The following is a 17,733-nucleotide window of genomic DNA, read 5'->3' on the forward strand; positions in this document are numbered from 1 at the left end:
GGTTTTTCCCTTATCGGGTGTTAGTGCGTGCCTTCTTTTGTCGCTTTCGTTTCATACCCAGCACCTGCTGATCATCAATATCGTCGGCAATCATTATCGGCTGGATATGCACCGGTTCGGATTGATATTCGTAAGAATAAGTAAGGGAATCATCCTTGTTCAAATCGCTAAGCGTAATGAGATCACGCTGTTTCGGCGGAATATATTCGATGTTCTCATCAAGCAAATATTTAAGGCTTAAGATCTCGCTTCCTTTTAAAACCCGTTTGGTCGCATGATCAATTACGGTATAGCCATAGGGCTTTTTACCATCAGCGCCATGCAGGATAATGTCTACCTGATATCGGTCGTGCATACGCTGAATGAAAGCCGGGTCGTGCCTTTCCTTTAGAAAGAGTTCCTTGAGCTCAGCCATGCGGGTTTTATACGGAACATAACCTGCTATTTTACTGGCAAGTTTTTTCTCATTGAGATAATCCCTGCCGAGGTAACCCTGGTTTTCAAGAATTAAATAGAATTGCGCTTTGGTGCTAAATTGGTATTGTAAAGCAAATGTGTAGCCTAATACTTTATCCAGGCTGCGGACCGAACGTACATGTTCATAGTCCCGGTCGATTAATTTGCCCTGCCGGTCTACCCTTGAAGAGACTACGTGTAAGTGATGATTTTCCGTGTCTTTATGAAATACTATGAGGTAAGGTTGCTCACCGTACTTCATTTCTTTCAGCCACATCACCGCTGCTTTCGTCAGTTCGTGTTTATTGTAATTTCTGCCATTGGCCGAAATTACAGCGTGAAACTGCGTGTTCTTCAGGCCTTTGTTTCTGTGTTGTGCCGCAAGCACCTGTAGATAGTTAACAAGATCCTGTGGCCTGGGGTTATTTAAAGCCTGGAGAGGCCCGAAATTGGCGATCAGCATTAATTCCCCCGTATTACGGTCAACTTTATTAGTATTGTATTGAACACCTGCAAAAGTTATCGATGGTTTTTTAAGGATATGTGCAATCATTGGTACCTAATAGCTGTATTTGTTGGCATCATATATCAGGCTATCCGGATAACTGTGTATCATAAGACCGATATATCAAACAATCAGCCTATCGGAAGATCCTAATATCTGGCTATCACCAAATCAGCAGAACAGTATATCGCTTTATCCATATATCAACCTATCAGGCGATCCTTATAACCTGTGATAAGCCTATCTTGAAATCGGTCTATCACTGTATCCCGTCCTTGATCTATCGGTATGCCTTTTGATCGATGTATCGACCTATCCTTGTAACTGCGTATCAGGAAATCACACTATCTGACTATCGGTAGATCTTATTAACCGTTGATCTGGGTAACGTTCCTTCATTACATCGTTTGATCTTCCAATCAGCGTACCGATGTATCACAAGGCCCTGGATGGGCCTCCAAATTTAATTAGCCATGGCCCGAAGTATTTTACGTAAAGCACCTTCAAGTGCTTGTTGTATTTGCAGATATTCTTCAAACAGGCGGTTAAACCTATCGATGACTATCGGATTCAACGAACCTTGTAATTTCAGCACATTGGCGTGCCGTGCTAATTGGTTAATATTATTCCCAACGCGGCCAACCTCGGCACCAATGTTATCCAGATGTTTAATTAGTTCTTTTGAATTGATAACCGCTTGTTTGGCATCTGATAAAACCCGCATCCTGATCAGGTCAGTTTTAGACGTACCCAGTTCCTTTTCTAAAGCCACAACCACTTCATATTCGTCATCAGTAAATCTGACATTAATAAATTTGGTCTTTTTGCCCCCTATCATTTTGGGCCTGCCATTTAATTTTTTGAGGTCACCCATAGAAAAACGAGTTGCGAGTTTTTTACCTCCCCCCGGGAGGGCAAGAGACTTTTTGTGTAACAAAAAGACATCTTGCCGTTGTAAAAACAACGGCTTTTTGGCTTATCGAAAAGGCAGTTGAATCACCCTTTTGCTAATTGTCAGGGATTGAACAAATAGTTAGACAATGGCTCGCCGGGTATTTGTGCCCGGCGATCTGCAGATTTCGACGTACCTTAGTTTGCTATCACCTACCTGGAAAATGGAACCTTGACACCAGAAAAAAACGTATCAGTTTTTCTTTCCGCCGACAAAAGCGCATGACGAAGCGCTTTTATTTTGTCGTTATAATCATTGTACCCATCGTATACCGATGAACGGTCGGTTCCATAGGGGAGCGCTTTGATAAAGTCCTTTGTGGCTAAAAAGCCTTGTTTATCGCGGTCAAAATAAACATCCAGGCTCGAATACAGCTTTGCTTTATTGATACCCGCTTGTAAAAGGGATAGCGTGTTTAAAACAATGATGCTATGATCGGCTAAAGGATTATCCGTCCGCCAACTCAGGTAATTGATATAACCTTCAAATACCGCCGCCTTTTTAGCATTAGCCTCCAACACGGTGATTCCCTTATGCCCCATGCAGCCTTTAAAGTATTTGTTCCGAACTTCCCAGCCGGAATTTTCATTTTGCCAGCCGGCAGCGAAGAATTGTTTACGAACACCTTTATCATCCTCCACATAATAATATACCTCTTTCAGGCATTTTTCGGCGGCTTCATAAACGCCGCGGTTTTTCAGGTATTCGGTTATTGCCGGGTGCGTACCTAACGGTTTCACCTGATGAACAATGTAGTGCGGTAATTTTGTGGCTTTACGCGGGCGGGTTATCCTGGCCTCCCCTATTTCGATCGCACAGGCCTCCTGAATTTTTTTGATGACCTCGTTAAAATTTAGATTTTTCCAGTAGGCCAGCCCGAAATCAATAATGTTGCCACCTTTGCCAGTACCATGGTCGAACCAGACACCCAGGTCATCGTTGACACTTAGGGAGGGTTGGGAGTCATTGTCCCTTAACATACTGATGTACATTCTTTCCCGTCCCCGTTTGGGTACTGGCTGATAACCTAAGCGGCTCAGCAGGCCAACAATAGATGCCTGTTCTTTGAGCTCTTTTGCAGTTAATAAATTAGCCATAAAATATAATTGTTTAGAAGTTAAATGCATGAAAAGCGTCGATTGACGATAGTACCGGCAGCGGGTAACGATCCCGATTAATTCACTTCTGCCGGCAGATATTCGGGATTACTCGCGTCAGATCCTACGATCCGGGCTCTCGCCTGCCTTTGCGCTCTCGGGTTGCGGCTTTACGCTTACCTTCGCAAAATTTCCGGCTCCCCGCCGGATAATGTTTCATCCCCACATGTCAAATAACTTTCGTATTCCATCCGGCTAACCGGAGATCATGTGGCAAAGCAACCGTGTTTTGAGTTGCCCAAAAAGTTCAAGTTTTTATTGCACCCCAAATTGCACCCTTGCACCCAATTGATTTACAGGCGATTATCATCAATAAAAAAACTTCTCTTTTGGCGACAAACAAAAAAACCGCCCTTATGAGGCGGCTTTGAAAGAAATCGCAGAAATGATTCAGTAATCCTTAATAATCAGGATCAGCTTTTCCAGCGTTGCTATGGCGACATCTTTATCAATCTGCTCAATGTGATAAGTGCTTTTTCGCATACTGTTCCAAGATATATTTTTCATGTTTTCCGTGGAAAGAAAGGGTACGATAGATCGAAAAATAACGCTGATGGAACTGGCTATGATGAGCTTGGCATCGTCTGCGGCTTTCAGGATAATTCCGATTTGGTCGACGCTCAGCTTACAGAGTATTTTGGAGATGACTATTGGCTGCTTTGGAGTAACAAGGTCTTCAGTAAACTTATCAATAACATATTTGCCGTACCGTTTTTTTAAGGCTGCAGCAGTATTTTGTAGGGAAAGTACGAGGTTTTCGCCTATTGCCGCTAATGGCTGGTTATCATCGTAGCCTGCCAGATTTTCCATAGCCTGCTGTTCCAGCAAGCGCAGAGAATCGTAGAAATGGGTTACGATTGCTTTGATTTTCTTTGGTGAAAAAAGGTAAAAAGTGACCGATTTCAGATTCCTTAGAACATTTTGCAATTCCTGATCGAATTTGCTTTCAATCGATAATAATTGTTGTATTCCCAGCTCAGAAACATTTGCTTTTTTTGGGTTTAGCGTTACCTCTATTACTTCGTCCAGCCAGGCATAAGGATAGCCTTGCTTCTTACCTTTATTGTACATAACCACCTCCTCAAATTTCCCTATAGCAACTTTAAACTACAGCAAAAATTCATCATGGTTGAACTGCTTCAAAGGGGAAATACCCTGATTGCATAAGGATTTAATGCGCTAACGAAGTAAGCTCAGCTGCTCATGCGAAGTGATCTTTAGAATCAAAGATAATATATGCTGTGTACGCTTTTCATAGATTTACTTTGTCCGATTGTCCAACTTTTGTGATAAAATAGACCTCTTGGAAAGTTGCTGACGGATTTATCTTTAACCAACTTATTTTTATTTTGGAAAAAACATTTTATTGACTTTTGACACCATTTTCAATAGTAGCTCCCTTACCGCATAGCCTGTAAACTGATCGCCGCTATAGTATAATTTATTCATACTGCCATAAGATATACTTTCCTGTTTTTTACTCATGAAGTGAGTAGAAAAAAACTTCAATATGGCAGTAATATTTTTCATCGTAAAGACTCCTTCCTCATATAACAATCTGACCAACAATGCCATTTGAGCTACAGTAAGCTTTAATTCTAACTTGTCTGGAATTTCGCGTTCATCGCCGTTGGCCGTAAAATGTTCTTGACGGATAACCTCGTTCAACCAAAGGTCCAGCTGAATATGAACCGCAGCAACATTTGGATCAAATGCGGTAGTCGTCATTACCGGCATAGTTTTGAGTAAGAGTAGCTGTTTCATCAACATTGGCCCTTGGTCTTCCGCATGCAACACGAACTTTTTGTTCAATACATCGTCCTGATACCACTGGCAAAAGTTAAGGTGATTAAAGTTTATATAGAATAGTGCCTCAATGATGCTGTGTGTAAGATCTGCGCTACCAACGAAAGCAACGGTGCCCTGCAACGTCTCTGTAAAAGTCGTCAAATATTCAGCTGCACGATAACTAAGCAAAGCTTTGCTATCAGTGTTAATGATAACGCCCAGATAGTCCATTAAACAAACCTTAAGGCCTGGATCTATTTCGATATTTTCCAAGCCGGCGCTTAACTCTTCCGCTAACTCAGCCATTTTTTTCCTTACGGATGGCGTTATAGCATCCGGTATTTTTCCGTTCTGATCGACATAAGAATGGAAATATTGTAACTGGAAATCTCTTAAATCAAGCATACACACCTGTAATAGCAATGGTATTCTCAAAAGCGCATCATCTTCTGTCAAGCCATTATCGTTAGCAGATCCGATCAGCTTATAAATAAAATCTGTCTTTTCCAGGATGACCTGTTGCTGAAAGGCTATATATCGTCGAAGAACATAATCCTTTACCTGACTGAATAGTAGTTCCGTCCAGACTTTCTTTATCCGCTGGCATTCCTCCCTTATATGGGTTTCCTGCGCGGTCAAATAGGCTGTCGACAAAACTTCAGATTTGTCTATCATACCGGGAAAACCAGCCGCCATGGTGGCCAGCATTTTTAATTCGTCCTTAAGCATAGTATCAAATTTTTAATTCGGGAATTACCTAATTATTAGATTCTTATGTTCGTTTCCCTTTGTGGCTTGCCGAAATGTGTTTGCCCGCTGACGGTAGTTAATACGGTAATCGTTGTATTAGTTGGGTCACCTACAGTCGTTTCCGCGGAATTGCCATCTATCAGATCATTGAAGCGATGTAACTTATTGATCTTTTTATTGATTTTTTTTACTATTATCTTTTTCATATCAGTTACTTTTTACTCAAATTAGGAGTAATCAATAGGGTACAGCAACTTTGTTACACGCATGACATGATGCAGTAGACACATAACCGGCAATGACAATGGGATTACAATTGAGAATAGGCTTATTCAAAAAATTGGATTACAAACTGCTCCTGAAGCATTTTGCCGGCTGGGTCATTTTTATCATTTATGAAGTTAGTTTTGCGAGGTTTAGCATCGGTGCTTTTGCACCTTTGCAAAACTATATCTGTTACTATGGATTAAATGTGTTATTGTTTTATTTCAATGCCCATGTTGTCCTCCCTTTTGCGATTAAGTCCGGCAGGTCTTATCTTGTGATTCCCGTGATGATGATCCTGGAGTTGTTCATTTACCTGGTACTTAAATATGCTCTTGATACAGTTTTGGCCTTTTCGATAGATAAGATCCCAAGTCAAACTGTCTATATTAAAACATTATTGCTTCCCAATATTTACCGAGGCATATCATTTTTGGGCTGTAGTTCACTTTATTTGGCTATTCTACGGGTTCTCATGTTTAGAAACCGTGTGCATAATACTGAAACAATCCAGCTTAAAACCCTTAAAGAAAAAGCGGAATTAGAGAGAAACTTAGCGGAGGCAATGAACGCCTATCTCCAGCAACAGATCAGTCCCCATTTATTGTTCAATACCCTGACATTTATCCATAACACTTATTATAAGCAATCCCGTGAGGCCTCTCAATGTGTTTTATTGCTCGTTGATATTATGCGGTTTTCGCTGGAGGAGGTTAGTATCAGCGGGAAAACCCAGTTAGCAAAAGAAGTTGAGCAGATACAAAATTTTATCGAACTCAACCAGCTTCGGTTTGATTATGAACTGTATATAGATTTTCAGGTAGCCGGGGATATGGAAAGAGCGCAAATCATTCCTTTAATACTGTTGACGCTGACTGAAAATATTTTCAAGCACGGATACATGAAAAAGAAGGAAGGTGAAGCAAAATTGCACATTACGATCAACGCGCAAAACGAACTGAGATTTGTAAGTTGGAATTTAAAAAAACATCAGCCGGAGAAAAAACGTTTACGATCTATAGGCATAAAAAACGTTATCAAGCGTTTAGACTATAGCTACCAGCACCATTATAAACTTAATATTAGAGATGAGGAGGACAGTTTTGGCGTTGAACTAATGATGCAGCTATGAATTTAAAATGCTATGTAATCGATGACGAATACCATTCGGTTGAAATGCTTTTGTCTTATATCGATCAAACTGACGGTCTCGAACTGCAAGGATTTTCAACTAACCCACTAATCGCACTGAATGAAGTAACCGGCACTAATCCCCCGGACATTACATTTTTAGATGTAGAAATGCCGGAACTTTCCGGGATGGAATTTGCTGAAATGGCAAATCTTTACACGAAGATCATTTTTACGACTTCCTTTCAGGAGTTTACTTTAGAAGCTTTTGAAAAAGAAGCGTTTGACTTTTTGTTAAAGCCGATCAGTTATCCACGTTTCTGGAGGAGCGTTCAACGTGTCCAGCGAGATGTCAAAAAGGCCGAAGCTAGTCAACAGAAAAAAAGAGACTTCTTTTTTGTTAAAACTGAAACTAAAGGAAAAATGGTCAAGGTGACCATTAATGATATATTATATGTAGAAGGTGCCCAAAACTATATCAAAATCCACCTTACATCAGGATATGTCATGCCGTATTTAACGATAAATGAAATTGAACAGTACCTGCCTATGGACCATTTTACCAGGGTACACCAATCATTTATCATTAATACAGACCGGATCAAGGCCGTTGAACAAACGAGGGTGATATTGGAAGACGATATAAGTCTAAATCTGGGCAGGTTTTATAAAGACACATTCCTTGAAAAAATGAATGAACTGCTACTTAAATCACGCAGGAGGTTTTGACTTGTTATTCGTCATTGCCCTGACAGCTAGCTGATATTTAAAAAGGCAATAATATACAATCAATTCCTGATTACGCTGTTTATCGACGAAGATCCGGTTCAGGTGCATATGAACCATATCCGCCAGTAATTGATGCTTCCTTTTGGAGCTGAACGCTATTACTCGTTTCAGAATGTTTTGGATTCCATTACTGAAGAGCTCCGCATGGGGCAAGAGACGGAGTTGATGATAATATGTCTCATTCGTAATCAATAATATGATTTCTGTTTTCAGCTCCCTGTATTTTTGGTCCAGATCAATCTTTAGCGATTTATCAGTAGCAAACTCTGCGTAAAACAGTTCTACCATTTTTTCAAGAAATGATATTCGCTCGGTTATGTCCGGAAGAAAACGGATCAATAATTCATAAACGGAAACAAATGCTATACTGTGATAACTATAGATAAATGTCCTTTTACTCACCAATTTAATATACTGAGCAACCAGTTCACTGCTTCCATAAAAATAATACTCAATCAATTCGATCATGTCATCACCATACCTTTCCATCTCCCTTCGATACGTGTCGGCCTGATATTCCCGGATCAAATGGTAACTAACTGATTTTGACAGCCGCCTTTTAAATTTAGTCAACACAGTACCCACTGCTGTTTCCTTAATTTTCAGGCGTAATCGTATGTGATAACCCGGGTCCCTGTATCGTATAAAGAACCACGATTGTAGCTCAGACTGATTCAGGTTCTTCAACAGAGGCAATAATTTCTTCGTTAGCACATCGTTAGCTATAGCCGGATTGCAGTATAATTTCAGATAAAGCCATTTGCTTCCGACGATATACTCCTTTTGCTTTTTGAGCCCGGAAACATCTTCCCTGATCGGCAAACCCGAATAAACCGCTTCACGCTTGCAGAGAAAAGAAATGAATTGATTACATAAAGGTTTACCTTGCTCGGTTTGAACAGTTTGGTCATTCGGCAGGAAAAACTCCTGTAGAATCGCCTGTTCGCCTCCCTTCAGGCAATCTACTAAAAATATGATTTCCGGCTCATTATCTATATTGAAAACAAGTTGCTGATCAAACTTGCTCATCGCTACAGTATTAGGGAGCTTAAGTTTTTCTTTTATACTCAGGAATTTTCCAATTGAGTCATTCCGTGATAAGTGCTGCAATTCCTTCAGATCCTGAGTTGACAGATACCAGGTAGCCGGACTTAAAATTGTCTGCTTATATACTACTCTTGGATAGTAGGCCATCCCCGGAAAGTAGTTAGCTAATGAAAAGGCATAACTTCCCTGGAGTCCCTGATACTGCAAATCACAGAGCAATCGAAATATAGCCAGGTTATTCCGGCTATAATTATAGGCGGAAGTCAGGCGCGGAATGACCACTTTTTGTTGCGTCAGCGATTCTAAAACAAGCTTATCGCCTACTACATAAATCAATAGGTCCGATAGTGGGATTTGATGATCCATGTCTAAAGTTGAAATAACATTTATGGGTATTTCATAAGCGTAAACATGCTCCCGCCTGTTGATGTTATCGGCATGGGGTTCAGAAAGTTGGCCGATATCTGCAAAAGTTACTTCTGGATTTGCAAACTGCTCTACAGCCGCGATTTCTGTACTTAAACGGTGTATGTCTTTATTCCAGGCAGTGAATCGCCCGATCAATGCCGTTGCTGTAACGCCGCCTAATGATTCCAGATAAATCCCATCGCCTGTGGTTCTGAAAAGTGCAGCTATACTTGGTGGGGACGGCATTGTATTATCTGTCGATAAGGATTGCAAATCAAGTTCATCTAAAAAGATTGGGCTTCGATCTGCTGTCCTGTCATTCCATTTTTTCATTAGCAACCGATGCACCGCTGACCAGTTCAAAGGCTGTTGATCTATTTTCCGCCCACTAAATTTTACAAAACGTAAAAGATCAGAATCTATATTGGAGTTAGTACCAGGCCCGTATCCAATTCCGATATCCGGGTCAACAGCTTGAAGTAAGGGTATCTTCTGCTTATCATACCTTACTTTGAAGTCTTTAATAAATTGAATAAGCATATCCGGTTGCGCAGGTACTACCAAAGCAGATAGTGCTTTTAACCCATCTACAAGCTGATCTTGAATCATGACTGAAAGCGAGCCTGTGGTGATACCGCGTTCGAGGCCGGCATAAAACATTTGTCCTGAATCTTGATCTTTGGAACCAGGCAGTAACTTATATATCGTATTCGCGTGTTCCTTTAATTGCCCGACATCAGGAAAGCTAATAGATTTCATATTACCATTAATGTCTTTAAGAACGGTATTCAAAGTAGATACCCCATTGGGCTGGTCTAATATCCGTTGCAGATAATCTTTACCTATGATGTTGGTGATTGTATCCGGCATCAAAATGCCTGCGCCTATTAAAAATCGAAGGTAATCCCTCGCTATATCCATTGTACAACCGGATAAATTCATCATATGCGTAATAATCTCTTCACCGCTTCTAAAGTCTGTCCGGCAAAACGAAAATAATGCTCGGGTCAGTTCATCATTTTCAATAGACTCCAGGTCAAAATAAACTTTACGTTTATCGTTAGTATAGGTAGTGGAGATAAACCTGAAATCCCTACCCCACTGATACAGCGCCGGGTTACAGATAAACTGGTTTTGTTCGGGATCCTCATTTACCAGCAATGAAACAAGGCGGTTGACGATTTCCTGGTCTACGTTTAGATGGAGTTTTGTATGCTTGTTATCAAGTACGATCGTTTCGTCTTTTCCCCATGAGGTCAATGAAAATGACGAAAAACTTCCGAATGGTGTAGGCCGGAAGCACATCCGGTTAAAATACTTTTGTATACTCAGCTTTTCCCGTTCGGTTAACAGGGTGCTGTCAAAATGTTTTTCCGCAAGAATATTGTAAAATCCAGGGCTGCCCAAAAACAAAGCCTCTTGGAAATAAGGATCATTAATAATTTTATTGAGCTTAACCTCGGTGTAATCGAGGTAGCTAAAGAACGGCGTTCTAACAATCAAGTCACCAAAAAAGTGGTAGTTGCTCATGCGCATAAGTATTAAGGGTAGATATCCTTAATACGTGTTGCGACATTAATTTATCGGCTTATGGCATATTATGACACTATTGAAACAGACCAACAGTAAAAAGCAATTTTCAATAGTTAATCATTAGACACCGGATTATATTTCGAAAATATTTTAAAGGTACTTTTCGCAATGTCTTCATCGGTATATTTCTACCCAACACCTTCTCATCAGATATTATTTCCGCTATAATTTCACCCTTAACATCCGGATGCATCTTTTTCCCGAGTCACCCTAAACATATATGTAACTTATCGAGTAAACGGGCAATTTAATTCATTCTTAGTTTGGCGTAGAAATCGTTAAGATTAGCTACATGAGGCGAAATCCGCATTATCTATTTCGTATAAAAATAAAATCCCCAATACATTAAGTATCGGGGTTCCAAATATTTTTAAATACCGCCTATACCGGGCCGACAGACATTAAGCATGCGCATGCTCGCGGGACGTGTATATAAGCTGCTCACCTAATTCTGCTTCCAGTTTAGCCAAGGTTTTAAGGGTAAGGTTATGATTACCTTTCAGCCATTTATTGATCTCAGAAGGCTTCTTGTTCATTTTTGCTGCCAAATCCTTTTGAGTGTAGCCCTTCTCCGCCATAATCTCGTTGATGCGAACCACAATATCGGTATATTGCCGTACAAAAATGCGCACCTCCTGTGGGGTTTCATCCTGTATCTGCTGTGCTACCTTACTTCTCATATGCTTAATCGTTATAAATAAATTTCCTTATCTCCATTAGCAGAGATGATTCTTCTGTTGCCTTCGTCAATTACAATTTCGCCATCACTTAACGCATCCTCAATACGTTTTGCAAACTGGCAGGCTTCTACCCATTTAAGATGTATATCTTTGCTTGCCTGGTTTGTCTGGGCGGATTTAATGCCCCCGTTAAACAAAATTACCAGATCGTTCCGGTTATTAACCCGCAAAGCATACAACCGTAGCGGAAAATTGGGATAGGCAAACAATACTTGTTTTACAGTTACTTTTCCCGTATTTGGTAAACCAGTAACCTCATTTTCAGGACGGTTAAATAAAGCATCGATTGCACCATGGTCATCGCCCAGGCTATCCAGCACAAAACTCAACATTTGCTGGGTCGCTGTTTTTAACTCCGGGATGGCATTGTACTTTCTAAAAAACTTGTCCGTTTCATTTTCACTGGCATCGTCCCAACGTACAGTGTAAAACGTACATTTCTTTCCCTCATCGTCCCAAACTTCCAATGTAAAGATATTCACTTATAAGTTAATTTGCAAATCCTGTATAAGGGTATTGTCATTTAGTTTTCGCCTTTATGCTTTTTTTTATGGGATGCGTTCCCTTCATGTAGTTGAATCACCTTTTTCTGAGCCTCGGTTATTTCTGTCAAATAATTGACTTTTTCTTTGTACGCACCAATCTCATTTTCAAGTTCAATAATACGATTTTGAAGGATTACAAAATCTTTACTGAACATTCCTTTCAGTGGCTCTTCATTCAAATAATATAAGAACAAGTTTCTATCAAATAGTTTAGAAAACAATATTAGTTTATCAATATCAACTGATTTTCTTTTATAAATTCCAAAAAGCGTGGATTCACTAACATTAACAAATTCAGCAACAAATTTTGCTTTTAAGCCTTTTTCTTGCACAAATCCATGAATGATTTTACCTATCTCTACGCTCATATACAAAGCTTGTGATTGGCAATGTCAAGAAGCTCCTTTTTAACTATGATATATAAATAGTAATAGCTATCATTTTTTGATAGTTTATGATCAAAAAGTTATATTTGTTTAAAAAATAATTGAAAAACTTCAATTTACGATAGCGATTACTACATGTAATGGCACTAAATCAGAAATCGGAGTAGGAAATTTATATTTTTGCAGGACTTACCGCTTATTTAAAGTAGGACTTGCTTACGAGCCTTGCAGCTAAATCTGACAGTTTATTCCAGCGAGCGTAAGTGTGGCACCTCAACCCTATACATGTGATAGGGCCGGTGCTCGCTTGTGTCTTTGTTGGAGACCAGTTCGAAATAACTGGTTGGCTTTGTCAGAGCCATGCTACAATAGACTTTGCGGGTAACCGGCCCTATTGTCAAATACAATACCCGACCATAATTTCTATTGGCTCACCATTCATTTAAACAGATGAAATTATGGTGGCGGATAAAGAAAACTTAGCTTTTTTACTTCAGCAGCTTCGACAAGGAAACGAGCATGCTTTTACCAGCATCTACGACTTTTACAGTCATCAACTTTACAGAAACATATTGCGACTGGTAAAAGAAGAAGATATTGCACAGGAGTTATTACAAGACCTTTTTCTTAAAATTTGGGAGAACAGACACAATATTAAACTGGATACCTCATTCAAATCTTACCTATATAAAATTGCTGAAAATTTAGTTTACGGGCATTTTCGTAAAATGGCTAAGGATAAGCGATTAATTGAACGCATGGTCCTATCATCAACCGCCTTCGATACTTTTGCGGAAGAAACCATAATTAATAAAGAAAATCACGAGCTATTGCAACTGGCTATAGAAAGCCTTGCTCCTCAAAAAAAACTTATCTACACCTTGTGTAAATTAGAAGGTAAAAGCTATGAAGAAGTAAGTCATGAATTAGGTATAGCTACTTCAACTATACGTAACCAAATTGTAAAAGCTAATAAGGATGTTAAGCTATTCTTTTCAAAACAGGATTTAGCTATAATGATTTTCACGATTCAGATCTTGAAACACTTGTAAAACCCAATTACCAAGCCCGTATTTTTATTGAGAAATAACAAATACAATAATATGAACTACAACCATTTCTTCTTCTTAAACCATATATAGATCAAAACGGTTACGACGGCCATGAGTAACATTACCCCAGGGTAGCCGAGTTTCCATTTCAGTTCCGGCATAAAATCAAAGTTCATCCCGTAGATACCCACTATAAATGTCAGGGGCATAAAGAACACGGAAAAGATCGTGAGGATACGCATGGTCTCGTTGGTTCTTTGCGATGATGCGGAGAAATATATATTCAGCAACTGGTGTATGTTTTCAGAATAGGATGAAAACATATTCTGAAATTTAATGTACTGATCCCTCGTGTCACGTGTATTTACATCTCCTAATTCCTTCGAATCAACGTTATCAATGATGTCATAGGACAGGATAAGCATTTGTTTGAGCAGGTCTATCTTTCTTTTTAAATAGTACAAACCTTTTAATAAAGGGGCATTCTTGGGCCTTAGAAATACAATCTCTTCATAATAATCGACAGATTTTGATAGCTTTTTTAACGGCTGGTCATATGTCCCCAAACAGGCATTGATCAATAAATTCAGGAGTTCATGACTTCCGGTGCATTTCTGTTTGCCAACTGACTCTATCAATTCGTCAAAAAGCGTTTGCTTTTTTCGATGTATGGTTAGGATAAAGTCATCAGCATAAAATATCGCAATTTTGTGGGTTAATTCCTGCACGCTATCTGCTTCAGGCAGGTCATTACCCGTGCATATTCGGAATATGATAAAAGAATAATTTTCCAGCCGTTCAAATTTGGGCAAATGATCTGGCTGCAGGCAGTCTTTAACTAACGCCGGGTGCAATTTATATTTCTTGGCAACTTCCGCAAACTCATCATCTGAGGGTGCTGTAATATCCATCCATTCAAAGCCATTTGCCGTTTTACTTATAATTTTATTTACCATTCAGTCTTTCTATTAACCAGGCTAAAGATAGTTATCGATTACAGACTATCTAAATAAGCTGTTGCAAAAAACATTTACCTTTGGGCAACAAAGGAATATGAGCCGGATATTATTAATTGAAGATGAAGAGCGCACTGCCTGGCTAATAAAAGTCTGGAAGCTGCATTACTACTTGCCTTCTCGCTGGTGAACTATTTCTCATTTTCGCAGAACCGGGAGGAGGAGTATTACAATCCACTAACCCATGCTGCCATAAATAAAGCCAACCTGTTGCTTGATGCTAAAATACCACCTGCTGTATTGCAACTTATCTATCATAACTCCGAAAACACTTTGCTGGGAGAGGAAGTAGCTATTTATGATACTTCTTTTGATTTACTTTACCACGATGCGGTTGAGATAGACAAGGTTAAAGAAACCAAACAAATGATTACTAAGATCGTCAGCCAAAAAGAGATTAAATTCTACCAGGGCGATCTGCAGTTGGTAGGCATATTGTATCGCCACAACAAAGTCGACTATGTGATAACAGCCTGTTAAGGGTGGCTTTCAAGAACCTGACGGAAAACGCCCCGCCTTGCTTCTGAAAAACTGTTAACCGTCAAGATGCCGCTAAGCCCCCTAAGTAGCATGTCGGGCGGTTGATTAAATTGTCCGACCTTACCGCTGAAAAGCAAAACGACACGTACAACCATTGGGACCCATGCAGCTACGGCAGGAGTGAATTCGTTCTTCATAACACACCTCCTTAACCCTGCCAATATAACAAGTAAAGCTTGTTGTCTTACATTTTCATCCCAGCCATATTATCACTCCCATTTTTAAATACCGCTTCGCTATTTAACAAATAAGCGCCAACTGTTACAACGATCTCTCCTGCATTTAGTCCTGATAAAACAGGCACGTAGTTTTGATTGCCCACACCTGCTTTAATCATTCGTGGCGAAAAACTGCCATTAGAGTTTTTTACCCACACTTTACTACCCTTACCATCGGTTAAAATTGAAGATGCGGGTACTGCTAACGCATGGTGACCGCCGCCGGATATTGCAATGTAAGCCAACATCCCCGGCCTGATCAATCCTTGCGGGTTAGGAATGCTAATCCTGATCAGATCCACTTTGGAAGGCCCTGATAATTCAGGGTTCATAAATTCGACTTTGCCTTTGATCAATGTGCCGCCAAGATCGGGAAAGGAAACATTTACAAAATCATTCTCTTTGTAAAGCCCGGCTTCATTGGCGTATAATTGCGCTTCTACCCAAAGGCTGCTTAATCCTTGTGTTTTCAGGATCGTCATGCCCTCGGTTACATAATCGCCTTCATGAACGGCGATATCGCTCACCGTTCCGTTAACGCTACTCAATATCGTGGTTAGGGAAGAAACTTTCTGGGATGCTGCTAAGTTTTTGATCTGTGATGAAGATAAACCCCATAATTTCAATTTGCTTTCTGCGGCAGCGATCAGTTGCAGGTAATCCACATCAGGGTTATGTAATACCTTTTGCTGTTGTTTAGCCAACAAGTATTCCTTCTCCGCTTCCTGCAAGTCCTCACTGTAGAGCGCATAAACCGGTTGCCCTATTGTTATTTTATCGCCAACAGCCCGGATAAATAATTGTTGTACCCGGCCCGCTAACCTGGCGCTCAATTCAGCCGCTGTATTTTCATTCGTGGTCACCGTACCTGTTAGCATTTTTTCATTACCGGTATTTTCTTCCCTCACGGTCTCCGTCTGTATTCCGGCAAGTTGCAATTGCGTACCGTTTAAGGTGATCGTATTGGAACTTGCGGCATCAGTCACCTCCACTTTAATGAGTTTCATACCGCAGATGGGGCAATTACCATCATGGTCTTCATGCACCTGCGGGTGCATTGAGCAAGTATAATATACTTTTGTTTCCTGCTTTACTGATTGCTGCGGCTTTTGTTTGCAGGCCGCAAAAAACAGGGCGAACAATAACGCTAATAATATGATCTTATTCATGATCTTTGGTTTTAATGAAGCTTTCGCTGTCTGTTAAATATTGGGCATTTGATGCCAGGCTATCGGTGGCTACAAGCCCTTTTGTGATCAACACCTCTTTGCCGTTTGTCATTCCGGTATTGACTTCATGTGCTTTAAATGATAAGCCCTGCTTTAACCATACCACTTTGGTGTTGCCCAAATCCAGCAGCGCTGATTTTGGTATCCACAAGCCTTTGATCGTTCCGGTTTGTATGTTCGCTTTAACCAGGCTGTTTACTTTTAAATTATGGTCCATATTATCGAGGTACACCCGGATACTGGTGGTTTTATCGCCATCCTGTAAAGTGGGCACAATAAAATTGACTTTTCCCGTAATCTTTCTATCGGGAATATCAGGTAATGTAATTTGAACAGACTGGTTCAATTTTACAGACGCTGTTTGTGATTGGCTAATTTTGATGATCGCCCATAGTTGGCGTGGGTTAACTACGTTGAAAAGCGTTTGCCCTTTGGCAACATACATACCCTCTTTAATGGTTAAGGCCGGGTTATTTGTAAAGTCAGTTGGTGTTTCTGTTATTAAAGTGCCCGACATTTGGCTATGCGCCACATCATGTACATGGCCTTCATAAGCGCTATAAACCGGCAAGCTATAAAACACTTTACCTGTTTTAACCACTTGGTTAACCTGTGGCATAGTCATGCCCAATAACAAAAGTTTCTGCCGGGCGGCATTGATTAATTCGGTTTCCTGAGCTGAGTTTTTGGTCAGGTAGGTCAAATCCTGCTGTGCTGTTACAAGGTCAGGACTGTAAATATCAAAAATACGTTGCCCGATATGTATTTCCTGAAAAGCATATTTGATATAGAGCTTCTCTATACGGCCCGAAAGACGCGAAGCGATATTGTTAAAGGTGCGGGTGTAGAAATCTAAGTAACCATCCCCTAAAATTGCAGTAGGAGTTATTTTTTCTACAGGTGTAAGGGAGGCAACTGAAGAAATGACATTACCGTTAACAGGCTGTAAAACTGTATTCAGGCTAATCCCGGCACCCTTACTGGAATGGCCCGATCTCTTAACCAAAGTCATTCCGCAGATCGGACAGTTACCCGGATGGTCTTCCATCACCTGCGGGTGCATCGGGCAAGTGTATTTCACATCGGTTTTAGCCGAGGCAATAATTTGCACCGGTTTCTTATTTTCACAGGCGCTTACCACAAGCATTAAGATTAATAATAGGCTTA

The 17,733-nt window shown here is 40.2% G+C and carries 17 protein-coding genes; 4 read left to right on the plus strand and 13 right to left on the minus strand.

Annotated features, from left to right (window positions below):
• Nucleotides 1-10: 10 nt before the first annotated feature.
• From IDJ77_RS01835 to IDJ77_RS01860, 6 genes are all read right to left on the minus strand, one after another.
• A complete protein-coding gene (locus IDJ77_RS01835) occupies nucleotides 11-1,009 on the minus strand; it encodes a relaxase/mobilization nuclease domain-containing protein (RefSeq protein ID WP_191187215.1) in 999 nt (332 codons plus the stop codon).
• 415 nt (nucleotides 1,010-1,424) lie between these two features.
• Nucleotides 1,425-1,925 (minus strand): plasmid mobilization protein, encoded by a 501-nt coding sequence (locus IDJ77_RS01840; RefSeq protein WP_224750924.1) that lies wholly within the window; start codon nucleotides 1,923-1,925, stop codon nucleotides 1,425-1,427.
• A 140-nt stretch (nucleotides 1,926-2,065) separates the two neighbouring features.
• Nucleotides 2,066-3,010, minus strand: coding sequence for a toprim domain-containing protein (locus IDJ77_RS01845; protein WP_191187216.1), 945 nt, complete (start codon nucleotides 3,008-3,010; stop codon nucleotides 2,066-2,068).
• A 450-nt stretch (nucleotides 3,011-3,460) separates the two neighbouring features.
• Complete coding sequence (locus tag IDJ77_RS01850; RefSeq protein ID WP_191187217.1) at nucleotides 3,461-4,141, minus strand: hypothetical protein; 681 nt, start codon at nucleotides 4,139-4,141, stop codon at nucleotides 3,461-3,463.
• Between the two features lie 273 nt (nucleotides 4,142-4,414).
• Nucleotides 4,415-5,587: a hypothetical protein gene (locus tag IDJ77_RS01855; protein ID WP_191187218.1), complete on the minus strand. Its 1,173-nt coding sequence runs from the start codon at nucleotides 5,585-5,587 to the stop codon at nucleotides 4,415-4,417.
• Between the two features lie 35 nt (nucleotides 5,588-5,622).
• On the minus strand, nucleotides 5,623-5,814 hold the full coding sequence (locus IDJ77_RS01860) for a hypothetical protein (RefSeq protein ID WP_191187219.1): 192 nt from the start codon (nucleotides 5,812-5,814) through the stop codon (nucleotides 5,623-5,625).
• 98 nt (nucleotides 5,815-5,912) lie between these two features.
• On the opposite strand from IDJ77_RS01860, the gene IDJ77_RS01865 reads away from it, so the two are divergent.
• Together IDJ77_RS01865 and IDJ77_RS01870 are read left to right on the plus strand one after the other, a co-directional pair.
• Nucleotides 5,913-7,004 carry a sensor histidine kinase gene (locus IDJ77_RS01865; RefSeq protein ID WP_191187220.1) on the plus strand — a complete coding sequence of 364 codons (1,092 nt, stop codon included), beginning with the start codon at nucleotides 5,913-5,915 and terminating at the stop codon, nucleotides 7,002-7,004.
• Nucleotides 7,001-7,732, plus strand: a complete 732-nt coding sequence (locus IDJ77_RS01870) for a LytR/AlgR family response regulator transcription factor (RefSeq protein ID WP_191187221.1) — start codon at nucleotides 7,001-7,003, stop codon at nucleotides 7,730-7,732. The genes IDJ77_RS01865 and IDJ77_RS01870 overlap by 4 nt, the downstream gene beginning before the upstream one ends.
• Here IDJ77_RS01870 and IDJ77_RS01875 read toward each other — a convergent pair.
• The 4 genes from IDJ77_RS01875 to IDJ77_RS01890 all read right to left on the minus strand — a co-directional run bounded on the left by IDJ77_RS01875 (nucleotide 7,715) and on the right by IDJ77_RS01890 (nucleotide 12,493).
• On the minus strand, nucleotides 7,715-10,777 hold the full coding sequence (locus IDJ77_RS01875; RefSeq protein ID WP_191187222.1) for a lantibiotic dehydratase: 3,063 nt from the start codon (nucleotides 10,775-10,777) through the stop codon (nucleotides 7,715-7,717). The two genes, IDJ77_RS01870 and IDJ77_RS01875, sit on opposite strands and share 18 nt — an antisense overlap.
• Before the next feature lie 464 nt (nucleotides 10,778-11,241).
• Complete coding sequence (locus tag IDJ77_RS01880; RefSeq protein ID WP_191187223.1) at nucleotides 11,242-11,520, minus strand: helix-turn-helix domain-containing protein; 279 nt, start codon at nucleotides 11,518-11,520, stop codon at nucleotides 11,242-11,244.
• A gap of 11 nt (nucleotides 11,521-11,531) precedes the next feature.
• Nucleotides 11,532-12,062, minus strand: a complete 531-nt coding sequence (locus IDJ77_RS01885; RefSeq protein ID WP_191187224.1) for a hypothetical protein — start codon at nucleotides 12,060-12,062, stop codon at nucleotides 11,532-11,534.
• Between the two features lie 41 nt (nucleotides 12,063-12,103).
• Entirely contained in the window at nucleotides 12,104-12,493 is a 390-nt protein-coding gene (locus IDJ77_RS01890; RefSeq protein ID WP_191187225.1) for a hypothetical protein, read from the minus strand.
• A gap of 476 nt (nucleotides 12,494-12,969) precedes the next feature.
• Between IDJ77_RS01890 and IDJ77_RS01895 the strand changes: the two genes are divergently transcribed.
• Entirely contained in the window at nucleotides 12,970-13,563 is a 594-nt protein-coding gene (locus tag IDJ77_RS01895; RefSeq protein WP_191187226.1) for an RNA polymerase sigma factor, read from the plus strand.
• A gap of 56 nt (nucleotides 13,564-13,619) precedes the next feature.
• Here the strand turns inward: IDJ77_RS01895 and IDJ77_RS01900 are convergent, their stop codons facing one another.
• Nucleotides 13,620-14,519, minus strand: coding sequence for a magnesium transporter CorA family protein (locus IDJ77_RS01900; protein WP_191187227.1), 900 nt, complete (start codon nucleotides 14,517-14,519; stop codon nucleotides 13,620-13,622).
• A gap of 186 nt (nucleotides 14,520-14,705) precedes the next feature.
• Between IDJ77_RS01900 and IDJ77_RS01905 the strand changes: the two genes are divergently transcribed.
• Nucleotides 14,706-15,059, plus strand: a complete 354-nt coding sequence (locus IDJ77_RS01905) for a hypothetical protein (RefSeq protein ID WP_191187228.1) — start codon at nucleotides 14,706-14,708, stop codon at nucleotides 15,057-15,059.
• A gap of 244 nt (nucleotides 15,060-15,303) precedes the next feature.
• On the opposite strand, the gene IDJ77_RS01910 is transcribed toward IDJ77_RS01905, so the two are convergent.
• Nucleotides 15,304-16,506 (minus strand): efflux RND transporter periplasmic adaptor subunit, encoded by a 1,203-nt coding sequence (locus IDJ77_RS01910; RefSeq protein ID WP_191187229.1) that lies wholly within the window; start codon nucleotides 16,504-16,506, stop codon nucleotides 15,304-15,306.
• Nucleotides 16,499-17,713, minus strand: a complete 1,215-nt coding sequence (locus tag IDJ77_RS01915) for an HlyD family efflux transporter periplasmic adaptor subunit (RefSeq protein ID WP_191187230.1) — start codon at nucleotides 17,711-17,713, stop codon at nucleotides 16,499-16,501. Before IDJ77_RS01915 ends, IDJ77_RS01910 begins: the two co-directional genes overlap by 8 nt.
• Nucleotides 17,714-17,733: the final 20 nt, after the last annotated feature.

The sequence above is a fragment of the Mucilaginibacter pankratovii genome, assembly GCF_014773265.1.
Lineage (GTDB): Bacteria > Bacteroidota > Bacteroidia > Sphingobacteriales > Sphingobacteriaceae > Mucilaginibacter > Mucilaginibacter pankratovii.

Coding starts and splice junctions, on each gene's coding strand:
- IDJ77_RS01845 (WP_191187216.1), bottom strand. CDS start 3,010: ATGGCTAATTTATTAACTGCAAAAGAGCTCAAAGAACAGGCATCTATT.
- IDJ77_RS01865 (WP_191187220.1), top strand. CDS start 5,913: ATGGGATTACAATTGAGAATAGGCTTATTCAAAAAATTGGATTACAAA.
- IDJ77_RS01890 (WP_191187225.1), bottom strand. CDS start 12,493: ATGAGCGTAGAGATAGGTAAAATCATTCATGGATTTGTGCAAGAAAAA.
- IDJ77_RS01870 (WP_191187221.1), top strand. CDS start 7,001: ATGAATTTAAAATGCTATGTAATCGATGACGAATACCATTCGGTTGAA.
- IDJ77_RS01900 (WP_191187227.1), bottom strand. CDS start 14,519: ATGGTAAATAAAATTATAAGTAAAACGGCAAATGGCTTTGAATGGATG.
- IDJ77_RS01850 (WP_191187217.1), bottom strand. CDS start 4,141: ATGTACAATAAAGGTAAGAAGCAAGGCTATCCTTATGCCTGGCTGGAC.
- IDJ77_RS01855 (WP_191187218.1), bottom strand. CDS start 5,587: ATGCTTAAGGACGAATTAAAAATGCTGGCCACCATGGCGGCTGGTTTT.
- IDJ77_RS01915 (WP_191187230.1), bottom strand. CDS start 17,713: ATGCTTGTGGTAAGCGCCTGTGAAAATAAGAAACCGGTGCAAATTATT.
- IDJ77_RS01910 (WP_191187229.1), bottom strand. CDS start 16,506: ATGAATAAGATCATATTATTAGCGTTATTGTTCGCCCTGTTTTTTGCG.
- IDJ77_RS01880 (WP_191187223.1), bottom strand. CDS start 11,520: ATGAGAAGTAAGGTAGCACAGCAGATACAGGATGAAACCCCACAGGAG.
- IDJ77_RS01895 (WP_191187226.1), top strand. CDS start 12,970: ATGGTGGCGGATAAAGAAAACTTAGCTTTTTTACTTCAGCAGCTTCGA.
- IDJ77_RS01835 (WP_191187215.1), bottom strand. CDS start 1,009: ATGATTGCACATATCCTTAAAAAACCATCGATAACTTTTGCAGGTGTT.
- IDJ77_RS01860 (WP_191187219.1), bottom strand. CDS start 5,814: ATGAAAAAGATAATAGTAAAAAAAATCAATAAAAAGATCAATAAGTTA.
- IDJ77_RS01875 (WP_191187222.1), bottom strand. CDS start 10,777: ATGAGCAACTACCACTTTTTTGGTGACTTGATTGTTAGAACGCCGTTC.